This window comes from Chryseobacterium foetidum (genome assembly GCF_025457425.1).
Classification (GTDB): Bacteria; Bacteroidota; Bacteroidia; order Flavobacteriales; family Weeksellaceae; genus Chryseobacterium; species Chryseobacterium foetidum.
In genome coordinates this window covers 199,115-215,520 of the sequence record NZ_JAMXIA010000001.1, presented here as the reverse complement: position 1 = coordinate 215,520, position 16,406 = coordinate 199,115, and the positions used below count along the sequence as shown (strand labels likewise).

Here is a 16,406-nt window from a genome sequence, read left to right as displayed (position 1 = left end):
AAGTTTGGAAATGAACAGTTAAAATTAGAATCATCATTCACCTTAAGTCTTGACTGAGCAAATATAAAAACTATTTAGACTAAATAAAAATAAATCAGCTGATTTATATCAATAAAAAGAATCCGTCTCACAACAAAATTTGAGGCGGATTTTTTATTTCAGTAAAATGTATATTATTTTGGAAAATAGAAAAAGTTGTCCTCTTTAGGCAACTTTCTTTCTTAGATTGTGTGCTAAAGCGTGTAAACCGAACTCCAATTCTACTTTTTTCAGACCTTTGAGGGTAAACCGCTTAAAATTATTGCAATGTTTGAGATGTGCAAACACAGGTTCTACTTCAACCGAGCGTTGTTTTCTTTTTTTAATGCCTTTTTCACTGTTTAAAAGCTTTCGTATTTTCTCTTTGTAATCTTCCAAATGATGGTTCCGTTCGATGCTTCGGTTTTCTTTGGAACTGTGGCAAACGCCTCTAATTGGGCATCCATAGCAGTTTTTAGCCTGATAATGGGAGAGCTTTTGAGGATAACCGGTCTTGGTTTTGCGCGTGCTTTCGTGCGTTTTTTCCATCTTTTGTCCCATCGGACAGATATAAAAATCGCCTTCCCCGTTGTAATGCAGATTTTCTTTGCTGAAAGTCTTGTGTTTCGCCTGATAATGGGCATTCTGCTCTTTGTCGAAAGTATTGTATTTTACAAATGGTGTAATATTGTTCTGTTCCAATAATTCGTAGTTCTGCTCGCTTCCGTACCCCGCATCGGCAGTGAGTTCTTCCAACTCTTCCATTCTTTTTTTACCAAACAATTTCTCAAAATTTTCCAAATGACGCTCCAAAGTATTGATATCATTGGTTTGCTGATGGATGGTATAATTGACGATGATTTGATTCTCTGTGGAAATCTGTGCATTATAAGCCGGTTTGAGCTGTCCATTCATCATGTGATCGTCCTTCATTCTCATGAAAGTAGCATCTTCATCGGTCTTGCTGTAGGAATTCCGCTCTGCTAAAATAGCTTCCTGAGCTTCGTATTTATCGAGGTTTTTCTCAAAATTGTTTTTAATGTAATTCAGTTTGGCTTTGGCTTTTTTGTCGGAATCGGTTTTACCCCCGCTGCCTTTTAATTTGGCATTGATATTTTCTGCCGTTTGCCGGATTTTTTCTTTGCTGATCTCTTTGAACTCCGGCGGTTCAGGGTCTTTATCTTCTTCCTTTGCCACACTTTGAGCGTATTTCCAGAGCTCTTCCAGTTGACGAAGCATTTTTTCTTTGTTGGTTTTGATGGAATTTGCCCAGACAAAAGTGTAGCGACCCGCCTGTGCTTCAATTTTGGTTCCGTCTACAAACACCTGTTTCAGGCTCACCAAACCTTCTTCTGCCAAAAGCAAAACCACCTGGGAGAAAATATTTTTGAAGGCGGCTTCAAGTTTATGGGTTCGAAAACGGTTCACGGTATTGTGATCCACGATGCTCATGTTGGAGAGCCACATGAAGTTGATGTTTTCACGAAGCGCTTTTTCGATTTTCCGCGATGAATAAATATTGTTCATATACGCAAAAACCATCACCTTGAGCATCATCACAGGGTGATAACTGGGATTTCCTTCTTTACTGTAAGCTTTCAGGAGCGGGTCAATGTTTACCTTCTCCAAAATATCATTAACGATCCGAACAGGATGATTTTCGGGAATCAAATCCTCAAAACTATAAGGAAACAAAACCAACTGATTTTGATTGTAATGCTTAAAATTCATAAACAACTGTCTGATTATCAGATATAAATATACGAAATCCTGCAATAATTACCAAAAAAAACCGCCTCAGTTGTGAGACGGATTCATTAAAACACATTTTCAAACTTTCTATTTTTTGGTCAGTGCCTTAAATTTTATGTATGAAACAATAGCTAACGTAAGCATCGTAGCCAAACCGAGATAAACCCAGATCGGAATAGGAACCGGATCTCCTGCTGCATAAGAGTGAAGTCCGCTCAGGTAATAATTTACTCCAAAATAAGTCATCACCATTGAACAGAATGCAAACATTGTTGCTACGTGAACCGCCCATCTGCTTCTCAATCCCGGAACTAATCTCATGTGTAAAACGAATGCATACACCATAATTGAGATAAATGCCCAGGTTTCTTTTGGATCCCAGCTCCAGTATCTTCCCCACGATTCATTCGCCCAGATTCCTCCAAGAAAGTTTCCAACTGTTAAAGTAAAAAGACCGATCGTTAAAGACATTTCAGAAACAATAGCCAGTTCTTTTAATGTTGTATCATTATGAAATTTAAATAATTTTTTGTCTGCAATGATGTAAAACACCAACGAAATTACAGCAATAATCATAGACAGTGCAAAGAAACCATAACTCGAAACGATGATCGCAACGTGTACAATCAGCCAGTATGATTTCAAAACAGGAACCAAAGGTGTAATCTGCTGATCAAGTGCAGAACCACCGTGAGCAAATCCCATCATAATTACAGCTACCATAAATCCTGCCGCAGGGATTAATGCATTTGAATTATTTTTAGAACTGAAAAAACTCTTTTTTTCAGAAAGTGCCTTATCCCCTGTCTGATCACCGCTGCTTTTTCCGAAACCGAAATAAAAGGCAAGACCTGCAGAAATTCCAATCCATGAGATGAAGACAATCGCTTCATAACCGTTACTCCAAGGTGCGTGACCGGAAATATACCATCTTCCCACCAAACCTAAAAAGTGTAAGAAGTATCCAACGATTCCAATATAAATAATCGCTCTGATGGCAATACTTAACATCTTCCTCGGCTTGAAAAGTTCTACAAACCCCAGAATTATTAAAAATCCTCCAACGAACGTGTAGAAAATCAATAACGCAAAATTGATATTAACCTTGTTCATAAAAACCTCAAGATTCACTTTAGATTCAGAGGGAACAACTGCCTTTCCCCATTTCTGCTGGTAATCTGAAAGTTTTTTAAGCTCACCGTCTGCCCTGCTCCAGTTACCAGATTTCTGCGCCTGAAGTACTTCTGCAAAGTAAGGTCCCATCACCTTCTGAGATTCAGGATCCGGTTCCATTTTTTGGTCTAACCAGGAATTCCATGTGTGATTGGAATCATTTTTCACAGGAACAATTCTCATAAACTGCCCACTGAAGAAACTGTTGAAGATCTGTACTTTTTCGTTTATTTTGATAACCTGTTTGTCATATTCAGACTGCTCGGCAGGTTTTTTCCTGAACGCAGTATTAAAATCTTCATCAAGAATATAAGTTAAATTTCCGTTGGCATCTGCCGGGAACAGATTCATCAGCGAGGTATAACCGTCTTCGTCAGCTTTTGTTTTTTTCAACAGCTCTTTTCCGCCTTTAGAATCAATTTTAATTAAAGGGACCATCGTCCAGCTTGGTGTATCTGTATTAATTGAAATAAACCACTGTTCAGCTGTAAGATAATTACCGTCAGTGCCTTTAAACTTATCTTTTTTGTATAATTTTCTTAAAACATCTAAAGCCTGCGTATTGATCGGAACAATTCTACCTTCATAATTTTGCACCAAAAGATACCCAAACTTGTCTGCGTGTTCTCTGCTGATTTTGTTTTTTGAAATAATCTCGTCGGGAGAAATATTTCTCATTTTAGTTAATGGACTTGCCAGAGAGTTCTGCTGTTGAGACCTTTCCGGGGCAACTTCGTGCGTATGCCCGTCATCTGCCGAGTGCACATGCTCTCCGCTTCCGTCATCCTTGCCGTGCATTTCTATTTTTTGAGCATTCAAGCCTAAGCTTAAAAGAATCAGAAGAAGCATCGTCGCCTTCTTTTTGCTGATGTCTTTCAGCATTTTATTGAGCTTCCAGAAGTGAGTTCCTTTCCAGAAGAACATCACAAACATTCCTCCGAATAAAAATGCATAACCGATATAAGAAATTAAAGTTCCCCAGAAATCGTGGTTTACAGAAAGTAAGGTTCCCATTCTGTCTGGCGTATAGCTTGCCTGGAAAAATCGGTAACCTTTATAGTTTAAGACATTGTTCATGTAGATTTTATAAGGCGTCTCTTTACCTTCATCAATAATTTTCACATGACTTTCGTAGGCACTCGGAGACGAGCTTCCAGGATAAGTTTCCATCACGAAATCGTCAAGTTTAATATTGAATGGCGTGGTATAAATTTTCGGTCCGAAGCCCATCATAATATTCAGACCATCCATCGTCACTTGCTTGTAAGCATTCGGATTTCCTCTTTCAACGGATAAGTCAACAATTTGCTTGGTTTTTGGCCCCTGAATTTCAACCGTAAGCTGATCCGGAACGTTCTGGTCTTTTTTTCTGTCGCCTTCCACTGCAATCAGATTTCCTTTTCTTAAACCGTTGGGTACAACCAGTTTTAAGTCATTAATCGTATACAAACTTCTTAGTACTAAGGGTTGAAACTGATCTTTCACTGTAGAACCCGTTGCCTGAGTTGCCATTGTCATGTAAGTTGCATCAGAGGGGGTTTTTATCATCAGCTGTCCGCCATTTAAGGCAAATTCTACAGCTCCTTCAATCGCTTTTCCAAAGGAAACCAAAGTTCCGTTAACAGATTTGGTTTCACCCTGTTTAATATAAATATTCTGTCTGCCTGTACTCGCTGTAGAAACCAGATGAAGATATTCAACACCATTATTATTGGGAACTAAACTGTCCTTTTTTCTCTGGATATAATCTTTCGCAACAACCCTAATTTTCTTATCGTGAAACTCATAATTGGCCTCAAAATCTTTGTGAAGCGGAGACATTAAGTAAGGTATATCCTGATACGTCAGAATATCACCTTTTTCCTCAATTTGAATTTTAAAGAAATGTTTATCAGTGACAATTTCATTGGTAGTTTCACCTTCACGGATGCTCATTTGTCCTTCAAAACTGATGTATCTGGTAATCGCACCACCAATAAATATTAAAATAAACGACAAGTGAAAAACCAGAACCGGCCATTTTTCTCTTTTCCAAAGACGGTAACGGGCAATGTTTCCACAAAAATTGAGGATCAGCAAAACCATGATCAGCTCAAACCATTTTGCTTCATAGATCAAAGCTTTGGCAGCAGGCGTTCCGTAATCGTTTTCCAGAAAGGTGGCGTAGGCCATGGAGAAGGCATATACGAGTAAAAGTACTGCCATCGTTCGGGTAGAAATCAGTATGTCTGTTAACTTCTTCATTTTATTTTTTACTTGACATGCAAAAATAAGGATGATTAGACGAAAGGCAGAGAAAAAAAGCTGTTTTTTGTCAGTCAAGCCCCACCTGAAGCTTGTTTGGAATCATTCTTAATAAATAATTTAAATCCTCATTATCAGTAAAAATAAATGGGCTGGCATTAAAAATTCAGATAAAAATCTACAAAATTGACTTACCGAAAAGCAAAACTTTAAACTAAAAAAACATTAAATTTGCCCACATTGAAGCTATGGAAAAGAAAACACAAAAAACACAGCCCGTTGCGCAGGAGCAATCTAAAATATTATCTAAACCGAGAATCTTTTTCGGTCTGCTATTTATTGTTTTTGCAGGTATTCTTACAATATCGTTTATTTCTTATTTAATCAACTGGAAATCAGATCAAAGCCAAGCCGGAGCGCTGCTTGATAAAACCATAAAATCTTCGAATATTTTCGGAAAAATGGGTCAGTGGCTGGGCAAAATTTTCATTTACGAAAGCATCGGAATTGCAGCATTTATTGTAGCATTTCTATTTGTGGTTTTCGGTACAATGATCCTGAAAAAAAAGATTTTTAAACCCTGGATGACGTTTGGGCATTCACTTTTTTTTATATGCTGGCTTCCTATCTTTTTCGGGGCAGTAACCAAAGGTCAAAGCGTTCTTTGCGGTGTTTATGGGTATCAGATTATGGATACGATGGTTTCAATGATAGGATCTGTGGGACTTTGGGTGGTTTTGGCTGTCAGCATTTTACTGTATTTCATTCTCGAATTTAACCTAAGACCAAGTTCAATTAAAAACAAACTGGATACTCTAAATGAAAATACGATTGGAAGAGTTAAGGCTATGATGCCAAATTCTGACGAAGATTTTGAAGCAGATCAGGAACTGGCTGTGGAAGAAGAGATCAGGCCGGAACAAAAAATTACAGTTCAGGAAGTTGTTCCTACACCGAAAAAAACAGAGATCATTCCCGAAATTACAATTGAAGAGCCAAAACTCGATCCAATTATTACACCTAATCAAACTTCCTTTAACGAAGAAAAAGAAGTCAAAATAGACTTTTCAACTCCTGTAAATCTTCCAGTGGATGCACCTGTTTCACTTCCGAAAACGACTCCTCAGGATGCTTTCGATTTAAAAGTAAATCCAACAACTTCTGTTGACGATATTTCATTTAAAGTAGAAGTTGCTCCTGTAATCGACATTGTGGATGATGCAGATAAACAGTCTCAGGATTTGGTTGACAAGCATGGTTTATATGATCACAGACTGGATTTGGCTAAATTTCAAATGCCTCCGATCGACTTGTTGAAGGATTACGGCAACGAAGAGATTTCTATCAATAAGGACGAATTAGAAGAGAATAAAAACAAAATTGTTGGACTTCTGAAAAACTTTAATGTCGGAATTGCTGAGATTAAAGCGACCATCGGGCCAACCGTAACTTTATATGAAATCGTTCCCGAAGCAGGGATCAGAGTGGCTTCTATTAAAAAATTACAGGATGATATTGCTTTGAATCTTTCCGCTTTAGGAATCAGAATTATTGCACCAATGCCCGGAAAAGGAACCATCGGAATTGAAGTTCCGAGAAAAAATCCTACGATGGTTTCGATGAGATCGGTGATTGCTTCTCAGAAATTCCAAAATACCGATATGGATTTGCCGGTGGTTTTCGGTAAAACGATTTCCAATGAGGTCTTCATGGCGGATTTGTCTAAAATGCCTCACCTTTTGATGGCGGGAGCAACCGGACAGGGAAAATCGGTTGGTATCAACGCGATTTTGACTTCCCTACTCTACAAAAAACATCCAAGCGAACTGAAATTTGTGATGGTGGATCCTAAAAAAGTGGAACTTTCTCTTTATTCCAAAATTGAAAGACATTATTTAGCCAAACTTCCTGATTCGGATGATGCAATCATTACAGATACCAATAAAGTAATCAATACATTAAATTCACTCTGTATTGAAATGGATCAGCGTTATGATTTGTTGAAAAATGCTTTCTGTAAAAATTTAAAGGAGTACAATAAAAAATTCAGCGAAAGAAAATTAAATCCGGAAAACGGTCACCGTTATTTGCCTTACATCGTTTTGGTAGTGGATGAGTTTGCAGATTTGATTATGACCGCCGGTAAAGAAGTTGAACTTCCGATTGCGAGATTGGCACAGCTGGCAAGAGCCGTGGGAATTCACCTGATTGTTGCAACACAAAGACCTTCTGTGAACGTAATTACGGGTATGATCAAAGCCAACTTCCCTGCGAGAGCAGCCTTCAGAGTGATTTCAAGTGTAGATTCACGTACGATTTTGGATTCTACCGGTGCAGATCAGCTGATCGGTAAGGGAGATATGCTTTATTTTAACGGAAATGAAATTTTAAGACTTCAATGTGCCTTCGTTGACACTCCTGAGGTTGAAAAACTCGCAGAATTTATTGGCGAACAGAAAGGTTACGCTTCTGCATTTATGTTGCCGGAATTTGTTTCAGAAGATGGTTCAAGCAGTGTCGCAGCATTTGATCCTAACGAGAAAGATGTATTGTTTGAAGAAGCCGCAAGGATTATTGTTTCAACACAGCAGGGTTCTACATCAATGCTTCAGAGACAGCTTAAATTAGGATACAACAGAGCCGGAAGAATAATGGATCAGCTGGAGGCAAGCGGTTTGGTAGGAGGCTTCAACGGGGCTAAGGCAAGGGAAGTACTAATAAGCGATCTCCATTCTTTGGAACAGTTTTTGGAAGATCTGCGAAATTAAAAAATTAGAAAAGGTGTTATTTTAAAAATTGAACATTAAGGTTTTGAGTTCGTAAGTTTGGTTAAGATTTTATCTGAAAATAATGATTAAGCTGACTTTCACTTGATTTTGTTTAAAGTTAAAAAAATTCATTAGAACCAAAAATCTACAGTTTTGATCGTTATTAATACCAAACTTTTAACTTCAGACTTAAAATATCGTCTAAAGTACAGAACAGAAATTAAAAAATGAAAAATCTATTATTGAAAATAACTGCAGCAGGTTTAATTATCATCAATGCAGGACTGGCTCAGGCTCAGACAATCGATGCAAAATCGAAAAAAATACTGGATGATGTAACCGCAAATTACAACGCCAAGAAAAATTCTTATTTTAAATTTTCCTTTGGCAGTGGAATGAACGGAAAAGTCAGCAAAACAGAAACGGGAATCTACTACTCCGCCGGAGATAAATATAAGCTGAAAATCATGGAGACAGAGCAGATTTTCGACGGAAGCAAGATCTACAACATCAACACTGAAGATATGGAAGTCACTGTCGCAAAACCAAATGCTGGCAGCCAAATGTTTTCTCCGATTAATTATCTTTCAAGCTACAGAAAAGATTACAATGTAACTTACAGCGGCAAAAAAACAGTTAACGGTGTGAGTGCAGATTTCATCAAACTTACCCCAGTAAAGTCAAACGGACTGAAGCATGTTTATCTTTACATCGATTCTGCCAGAAAACAAATGCTGAAACTTGAGCAATACGGCAACAACAAAGATATTGCAGTGATTGCCATTCAGGAATACAAAGAAAACCAGCAGCTGGATCCACAGATGTTTTCGTATGATAAAAATAAGTACAAAAATTATCTGGTTACAGAACTATAAAATACAGCACCCGCTCTCTGCGGGTGTTTTTGTATTTATAAACCTATTTGATGATTTTACAACAAAAATGCCTGCAAATTTCACAGGCATTGTAAGTTCACAAAAATAAATTGGTCTATCATGAAAAACTTCACTCCATCACCTTCAGAATATCCCCGCCGAAAAATATGAGAATTGATAATTTATCAACAGTAATAAACTGTTTTTTTATAAATTTGCTGCATGTTTAAAATTTTAGACCGATATATCATTAAGACCTTTTTCGGGCCTTTCTTTTTTATATTCAGTGTACTGTTCTTCATCTTTATTGTCAATATTGTCTGGATTCAGCTGGGACAGTTTATGGGTAAAGGTCTAAGCACGTTTCAAATTCTGAAACTTTTGTTTTACCTTGGCGTAAATGTTATCACAATGGTTTTGCCACTCACCATACTTCTGGCGAGCATCATGTCTTTTGGGGAATTTGGGGAAAGGTACGAGCTGGCAGCCATGAAAGCAGCAGGAATCTCTTTAACAAGAGTGATGCTGCCACTATTCGGAGTAGCAACTTTTCTTGCAATAATGCTTTTTTTCTTCTCCAATAACGTGGTTCCGGATTTTCAGCGGAAGGCAAAAAACATGCTTTTTAATATCGCTCAGGCAAAGCCGGCACTGAATTTTACACCCGGACAGTTTATTGATCAAATCCCAGGATATATGGTGAAATTTGATAAAGTGGAAGGCGAGAATGCAGAAAAACTGGAGGGCGTTTTTATTCATAAAAAGGCAAATACATTCGACAATCAACAGTCTATCGTTGCTCAGAAAGGGGAATTTGTTCCCGCATCCAACCGTGCTTACTTAAAATTACTTTTATTTAACGGTTACATTTTTGAAGACAGCTATGCCGGAAAAGGTGAAAATGTGCGTGTGAAACAACCTGATCAGGCGATTAAATTTGATACTTTAACAGTGCATTTTGATATCGCAGAGCTCATTAACAAAGCAATTGAAAAAGAACAGATTACAGACGATTACCGTTTTCAAAGTTATACTGAGGTAAATTCCACAATCGCAACAGCAAAAAAAGACAATAACAGACTTGCTGCAAACATGAGTTCTGAACTAATTTCTCAGACCAATTCGGTGGTAAGTTATATGGATAAAAATAAAGTGAAAGCTCCTGTAAAGGCACAGTATAAATTTGATACCATCAAAGCAGATAAGAAACTTGATCTGATATTTAACAGTTACAACCGTTTAGACAATCTGAAAAGCAGTCTTGATGGTAAAAACAATGAGCTGAATCCGAGTGTGAAATATTTCAACAAAGTCATTATTTACCAGCAGAGAATCCTCACCTATTCTTTTACCTGCATCATTTTCTTTATGATTGGTGCTAGTTTGGGATCTATTATCAGAAAAGGAGGAATGGGACTTCCGGTAATTATCGCCATCGTAATCTTTATTATATTTTATGTGATCAATGTCGGATTCGAGAATGCTGCATGGGGCGGAAAAATCAATCCGTATCTCGCTGCCTGGCTTCCGAATATAATTTTATTTCCGTTTGGAGTCTGGATGACTTATAAAGCGCTTACCGACTCGCAGCTGTTTGATGCAGAAAAATATAAAGCGTTTTTCAAACCGATTACCAAAAGGTTTGGCAAACAAAAGGAACATAAAAGATATCAGTAAAAGCTTGCTGGCACAGACTTTGTTAAATTTTAAACATAATTTCATCATTCATATCATATTTACATTGAAAACACATCCTCAGAGAATTGAATTTCTGAGGATGTTTTGATTTATAATTCAGCATAACAGCAAGTGTCCTAACATATAAGTTGAGTGCGTTCTCAAGCTGCAGCAGAAAGTTTGCGGTACAATCTCTTATAAAGAAAAAAAGTCTGCATCACAGCTTGTGACGCAGACCTTTTATGATCTTGAAAGTACTTCTCTACTTTATTTCCTGCTGCACTTTTCCGCAGTTCAGCATCGAACTTCCGTAGTAGGGATTGATGATTTTGCTCTCACTGCTCAGCCATCCGGCCTGCACCATTGGGCAATACTGAACGTAAACCGGTTTTTCAGCCACCTTAAACTGTTTGGCAACTGCAATCATCTGGTTTGAAATATTTTTAAATTTTGTACGCTGAACTTTAATGTGATCTGATTCGGAAATCACTTTGGCATTATTTCTCATCAAAGTGAGATTGCCTTCAGCAATAACTTCAGAATTGATGCCTGATAAAGTTTTCAAAAATTCCGATGCTGAAGCAGCCGCTTTAGAAGCGTCATCTGAAGCTAAACCGTTTTTAATTGCAATATAATTCTGATAAAGCTTCGAAACCTGTGCATTTTTCTTAGTTTGCCCAAAAAACAAGGCAGAGCAAAATGCCAATCCAAGAACTAAAAATTTCGTTTTCATTTTAATTATTTAATTTTAAATTCAAGTTTTACGTTGAAAAATCTTCCCGTAAGTCTCACCGGAACCGGATACATCAAACTTGTATTGGAATCTGTAATCCATTGGTTGGAAACGGTATTGTTGATATTAAAGGCATTGAAAACCTGCACTCCTAAGATCAATTCTTCAAAATTACCCCAGAATCCGTATGTTTTCTTTTTATCTTTTCTGTCGATGAAGACTTTAGATAAACCTAAATCTACCCTTTTATAGGAAGGTAAAGTCTTCTGATACTGATAAGGATCGGTAAAAACCGGTGCTCCATTAGGCAATCCCATTGCATAAGTAAGGGTTAAATTTACTCTCATTGAAGGGAATTTCGGCATATAATCCTGATAGAACATTGCAAATCTTAAACGTTGGTCGGTCGGTCTTGGGATGTCGCCTCTTCCGTCAATATTTTCGAAAACTCTTGCATAACTTGCCGATAACCAGCTATCGATTCCCGGAACAAATTCTCCGAAAAGCCTTGTATCAATACCATAAGCGTAGCCCGTTGCATTGTTTTTACCTGAATATCGTATTCTCACATTATCCATGTAATACGGAATCAGATTATCCATTTTTTTATAGTACAATTCAGTGGTGAGCTTAAATGGTCTGTCTTCAAAAGTAAACTCATAATCATTTTTAAGAATAGCCTGAATGGATCTCTGAGATTTTATATTTGAATTAAAATTTCCGTCTAAATCCTTTATCTCTTTGTAATACGGAGCCTGATAATAAATTCCTCCCGATAAAGTGAAAAGCATATCAGCATTCCATTCGGGTTTTATCGCAAACTGTGCTCTTGGTGAGAAAATAGTTTCATTATTAAAACTCCAGTGCGCTACCCTTGCACCAGCATTTACAAAAACTCTGCTGGACCCCCAGTAAAACTTCTGAGAATACTGTCCATACGCCGAAAGTCTTGTAGGTTGAATGTGATTTTTCCCCGAAATACTGTAAAATAAATCTAAATCTGAAGCATCCGGAAATCTGGGATCAAAAGGCATTGTCGGAACACTGTAACCTGAAGAATCAACAAGCTTCCATTCATTGGTTAAATCCTGAAGGTTTTCTTTTTCGAATTTAAAACCAAACTCAATATCTGTGTTGACATTTGGGGAAAATTTGGTTCTCAATTGAGTACCGTAAGTTCTTACAAACAGATCATTTCTCGCGTGCTCAATCTGACCACCCACATCGTAGGACGTCACAGGAGCTCCTGTAATCGGATCGAAAGTCTGTAGAATATAGCTGGATGCGATTGTATAATATTCCCGTTCACGGTTCTGATAAGCAAAACTATCCAATGTAAATCTCCACTTTTCTGATGGTTTGTAGTTTAAAGAAACCGTTCCCATCATGTTTTTGTAAGCGTCGTTTTCTCTACCGTTATAAAAAACGTTCAGATTGATGGGCTGATTTACGGATCCAAAGTTGACTTCCCTTTCTTTAGGAATCATTTCATAATCGTTTTTGGAATAAAATCCTATGAAAGAAAGCGATAATTTATCATTGAAATGATAATTGATGTAAGACTGAAAATCGTAATATTTCGGATTGAAATCTGTATCCTCATTCAAAGTATTCAGAACCAGATTGGTATTTCTGTATCGTCCGGAAAATAAAGCAGTCAGTTTTTTATTTTTTGAAGCTAAACCAGCTGTCAGTCTTCCTCCGATTAAACTTGCTTCACCGGAAACCTCATATTTTTCGGGTTCACGGTAGTAAATATTTAATGCTGAAGACATTTTATCACCATATCTCGGTTCAAAACCTCCTGCCGAAAAATTGACCGTTGAAACCATATCAGGATTTATGATACTTAAACCTTCCTGTTGAGAATTTCTAATCAAAAAAGGCCTGTAAATCTCAATATCGTTGATGTAAATAAGGTTTTCATCATAGTTTCCGCCACGTACCATGTATTGTGAGGAAAGTTCGGTATTTGAATTTACGGAAGGTAATGTTTTAATTAATCCTTCAATTCCACCCGAAATACTGGCAACGTTCTGAGCGTCTCTAGCGGAAATCCTTACTGAAGTGAGGTCATTTGTTTTTCCCTTATCTTTTCTCTGGAAAACAACTTCTTCAATATTGGTGATTTTTGCAGTATCTTTCTTTTTTACCTGCGAAAACGCAAGTACGGGAAGAATAAGACCGAGTGGTAGAACTAGTTTTTTCAATAGAAATGCTTTAAGATTTCGGAACGTGAAATTATTAAATTTTATTTTATAAACTGACTTTTAAGGAATATTTTTGACCATTCATCAATAAATTCGGCAGGAAGTTTTTTCTGCTTTACAGCTGCTATACACAAAATGATGTCATTGTCGCCTTTTACGAAATAATAAACCTGAGATTCTGTACCAGGCTGATCTTTGTATGCATCAGCTTCCATAGTAAAAAGTTTAAACTCTTTACCGCCTTCATTATTTTTCGAAATCTCAGTAATCGTAAGATTGTTGACTTTTTCTTCAGCCATTTTTTTATGGTAATCAAACAAGGTCTGTAGGGGAAGTGATGCTGTATTTTTCATTGTCAATTTAGTAATGATGACGCTGTAATTTTCCCAGTTTTCGTTTTCAGGAATGTATTCCAGCACTTTCATCTGCATATTTTCCTTGGAATTTGCCAGTTTCAGTTTATATTTTGCAGGAAAATCCAGCTGCAGAGAATCTGTTTTCTGAGCCGAAGACCAAAAAAATATTGAAAAGAAAAACAGGAAAAAAAGTTTTTTAAACATAAAAAAATCAGAATTTATCGTAAAAGTTTTTGTAGAAACCAGCGAACATCCAGCTTCCAGCTTCCATCATCCAGCCGATCTACAAAATCGCTTCTCTTACTCTCGTCAGTTTTTGAAGTAAATCTTCCAGAAGATCCAATCTCAACATATTGGCTCCGTCTGATAAAGCAGTTTCCGGAGTTGGGTGGGTTTCAATGAAAATTCCGTCTGCACCTACTGCAATTCCTGCTTTGGCAACGGTCTCAATTAATTCTGGTCTTCCTCCAGTTACTCCTGAACTTTGGTTGGGTTGTTGTAGAGAATGCGTAACATCCAAAATAACAGGAGCATAGTTTCTCATTGTAGGAATCCCTCTGTAATCTACGATTAAATCTGTGTATCCGAAAGAATTTCCTCTCTCAATAATCGCCACTTTTTCGTTGTTGGAATCTGTAATTTTTTCCACAGCGAATTTCATCGATTCCGGTGAAAGAAACTGTCCTTTTTTAAGAGAAACACATTTTCCTGTTTCGGCTGCTGCAACCAAAAGATCGGTCTGGCGAACTAAAAACGCAGGAATCTGCAAAACATCAACATATTGTGCTGCCAAAGCTGCATGTTCGTTTTCGTGAATATCTGTTGTCGTAGGAATATTGAAAGTTTCACCAACTTTTTTCAGAATTTCCAGAGATTTTTCTTCGCCAATTGTTGTAAAAGAATCTACTCTGCTTCTGTTTGCTTTTTTGAAGCTTCCTTTAAAAATATAAGGAATTTCGTATTTGTTGGTTAATTCCAAAACTTTTTCGGCAATTCTGAGTGCCATATCTTCGCCCTCAATAATGCATGGACCGGCGATTAAGAAAAAGTTTTTGGAATCTTTGTGGTGTATATTTTCTAAGTACTGAATCATTTTTATTTAATTACAAAAGTTCAGTAAAAATACATAAAAATTAAGTCATTTTTTTGATGACTTTCTCAAAAGTATTTAAACTTCTGCTGGTAAACTGATCTTTCATACTTTTTTTACCTAAAATCTTCCCGAAAGTCGAATCTAAAGTATTTCCTTTCGGAACCTGCCAGTAAAAAAATCCATTTTCGATTTTTGCTTCTTCATTTTCAGCTTTTGACGAATTTTGAAATTCTGACATTAAAGTACTTTCAAAATTTTCATTACAGACAAATGCATAAATGTGAAAATCCTCATTTTTCTGAAATGGATTGCTGTTCCAAAAATTCTCAACATCGTTCCGGTCTTTTACGAAAAGAAATGCTTCATAGTTGAAATAATCAGACATCGCTTTTTCCAGAATTGGTTTTAGATCAGATTCCGTTTTATCAGACGAAAAAATAATATTTCCCGAAGCCAAAACTGAACTTACATTAGTCATCCCCGCATCCGCAAAGACTTTGCATACATCAGCCATTTTCATATTGGTTCCTTTTACGTTCACGCCACGGAGGAAAGCACAGTATTTTATCATTTTTTAAAGTTCAAACAGTGCAGGCCTTTGTGAAACTTCGTGATAGCAAATACTTTGATTATCAAAATAATGGTATACTAAACTTTTTCTGGTTCGGGAATGATCAGTATGAGGCTCACCACCGTGTAGAATATTTGCATGCCAGACAAGAAGATCACCTTTTTTAGCTTTAAAAATCTCTTTCTTTAAACCCAATTCCTTAACCTTATTCTCCAAAAATTCTTCGTAAGCAGTATAACTTTTTTCTCCGATTTTAAATGCAGTCCCTTCGTTATCATAATCAGAGTTTAGAAAATACGGAAGTTTATGACTTCCCGGAATGTAATGTAAGGCGCCATTAGTCTCATCGACGTCCTCTAAGGCAATCCAAACACCGAGTAACCCACCCAATGGATAAGTGGTCATGTGAATACTGTCTGAATGTGTCTTCTGCTGGCTGCCGTTGATGAAATTTATACTTTGAAATAATTTTGCTTCTCCATCCATCAGAACGGATAAAAATTCAAGTAAATCTTCATTATTACCGATGTTTTTGATTACCTCTGAATGGTGAATTACGAACATAAGTTTCCCACCATAACGGAATTTCACAGTTCCTGCTTTCACAAGTTTATCAATTTCAGTATTGATCTGGTCGGCAGTTTCGGATTTTAAATAGTTTCGCAGAACGAGAAAGCCGTTGTCGTCAAATTTTTGAGCACTTAATTGATTTTCATCACTTAGATTTTGGTAAAAACGGGTATCTTTAAGCCGCTTTATATCAAATTTGCGTGAGCTTGTGGGAACATCTTTAAAATCACGGCTGGAGATGCTGGAAAAGTATCTTTTTTTGATCCCATACTTTTTATAAAGTGGAAGATTATGCCTGAGTTTCTTTCTGTTAAACAAATTATAGATTATATAAGATAATTTATAATTTCTGATTTTTTTAAGCAT

11 protein-coding genes are annotated in these 16,406 nt (G+C 36.9%); 3 read left to right on the top strand and 8 right to left on the bottom strand.

Features of this window, described 5'->3' with window-relative positions; genetic code table 11:
* Window positions 1-204: 204 nt before the first annotated feature.
* Both NG809_RS00970 and ccsA read right to left on the bottom strand, forming a co-directional pair.
* Window positions 205-1,749, bottom strand: coding sequence for an IS1182 family transposase (locus NG809_RS00970; protein ID WP_262147257.1), 1,545 nt, complete (start codon window positions 1,747-1,749; stop codon window positions 205-207).
* 108 nt (window positions 1,750-1,857) lie between these two features.
* The gene (ccsA, locus tag NG809_RS00965; RefSeq protein ID WP_262147254.1) at window positions 1,858-5,187 is read right to left on the bottom strand and encodes a cytochrome c biogenesis protein CcsA; all 3,330 of its coding nucleotides are present in this window, start codon (window positions 5,185-5,187) and stop codon (window positions 1,858-1,860) included.
* 248 nt (window positions 5,188-5,435) lie between these two features.
* Between ccsA and NG809_RS00960 the strand changes: the two genes are divergently transcribed.
* The 3 genes from NG809_RS00960 to NG809_RS00950 all read left to right on the top strand — a co-directional run bounded on the left by NG809_RS00960 (window position 5,436) and on the right by NG809_RS00950 (window position 10,507).
* Window positions 5,436-7,955 carry an FtsK/SpoIIIE family DNA translocase gene (locus NG809_RS00960; protein WP_262147252.1) on the top strand — a complete coding sequence of 840 codons (2,520 nt, stop codon included), beginning with the start codon at window positions 5,436-5,438 and terminating at the stop codon, window positions 7,953-7,955.
* Window positions 7,956-8,182: 227 nt separating this feature from the next.
* Window positions 8,183-8,830: a LolA family protein gene (locus NG809_RS00955; protein WP_262147249.1), complete on the top strand. Its 648-nt coding sequence runs from the start codon at window positions 8,183-8,185 to the stop codon at window positions 8,828-8,830.
* Between the two features lie 222 nt (window positions 8,831-9,052).
* Window positions 9,053-10,507, top strand: a complete 1,455-nt coding sequence (locus tag NG809_RS00950) for an LptF/LptG family permease (protein WP_262147248.1) — start codon at window positions 9,053-9,055, stop codon at window positions 10,505-10,507.
* 262 nt (window positions 10,508-10,769) lie between these two features.
* On the opposite strand, the gene NG809_RS00945 is transcribed toward NG809_RS00950, so the two are convergent.
* The 6 genes from NG809_RS00945 to NG809_RS00920 form a co-directional block, all read right to left on the bottom strand.
* Entirely contained in the window at window positions 10,770-11,240 is a 471-nt protein-coding gene (locus tag NG809_RS00945; protein WP_262147245.1) for a DUF3347 domain-containing protein, read from the bottom strand.
* A 5-nt stretch (window positions 11,241-11,245) separates the two neighbouring features.
* Window positions 11,246-13,450: a TonB-dependent receptor plug domain-containing protein gene (locus NG809_RS00940; RefSeq protein ID WP_262147243.1), complete on the bottom strand. Its 2,205-nt coding sequence runs from the start codon at window positions 13,448-13,450 to the stop codon at window positions 11,246-11,248.
* A gap of 41 nt (window positions 13,451-13,491) precedes the next feature.
* The gene (locus tag NG809_RS00935) at window positions 13,492-14,010 is read right to left on the bottom strand and encodes a hypothetical protein (protein WP_262147241.1); all 519 of its coding nucleotides are present in this window, start codon (window positions 14,008-14,010) and stop codon (window positions 13,492-13,494) included.
* A gap of 79 nt (window positions 14,011-14,089) precedes the next feature.
* On the bottom strand, window positions 14,090-14,899 hold the full coding sequence (gene kdsA, locus NG809_RS00930) for a 3-deoxy-8-phosphooctulonate synthase (protein ID WP_262147239.1): 810 nt from the start codon (window positions 14,897-14,899) through the stop codon (window positions 14,090-14,092).
* Between the two features lie 40 nt (window positions 14,900-14,939).
* Window positions 14,940-15,470, bottom strand: a complete 531-nt coding sequence (locus NG809_RS00925; RefSeq protein WP_262147237.1) for a DUF1697 domain-containing protein — start codon at window positions 15,468-15,470, stop codon at window positions 14,940-14,942.
* Between the two features lie 3 nt (window positions 15,471-15,473).
* The gene (locus tag NG809_RS00920) at window positions 15,474-16,406 is read right to left on the bottom strand and encodes a phytanoyl-CoA dioxygenase family protein (protein ID WP_262147235.1); all 933 of its coding nucleotides are present in this window, start codon (window positions 16,404-16,406) and stop codon (window positions 15,474-15,476) included.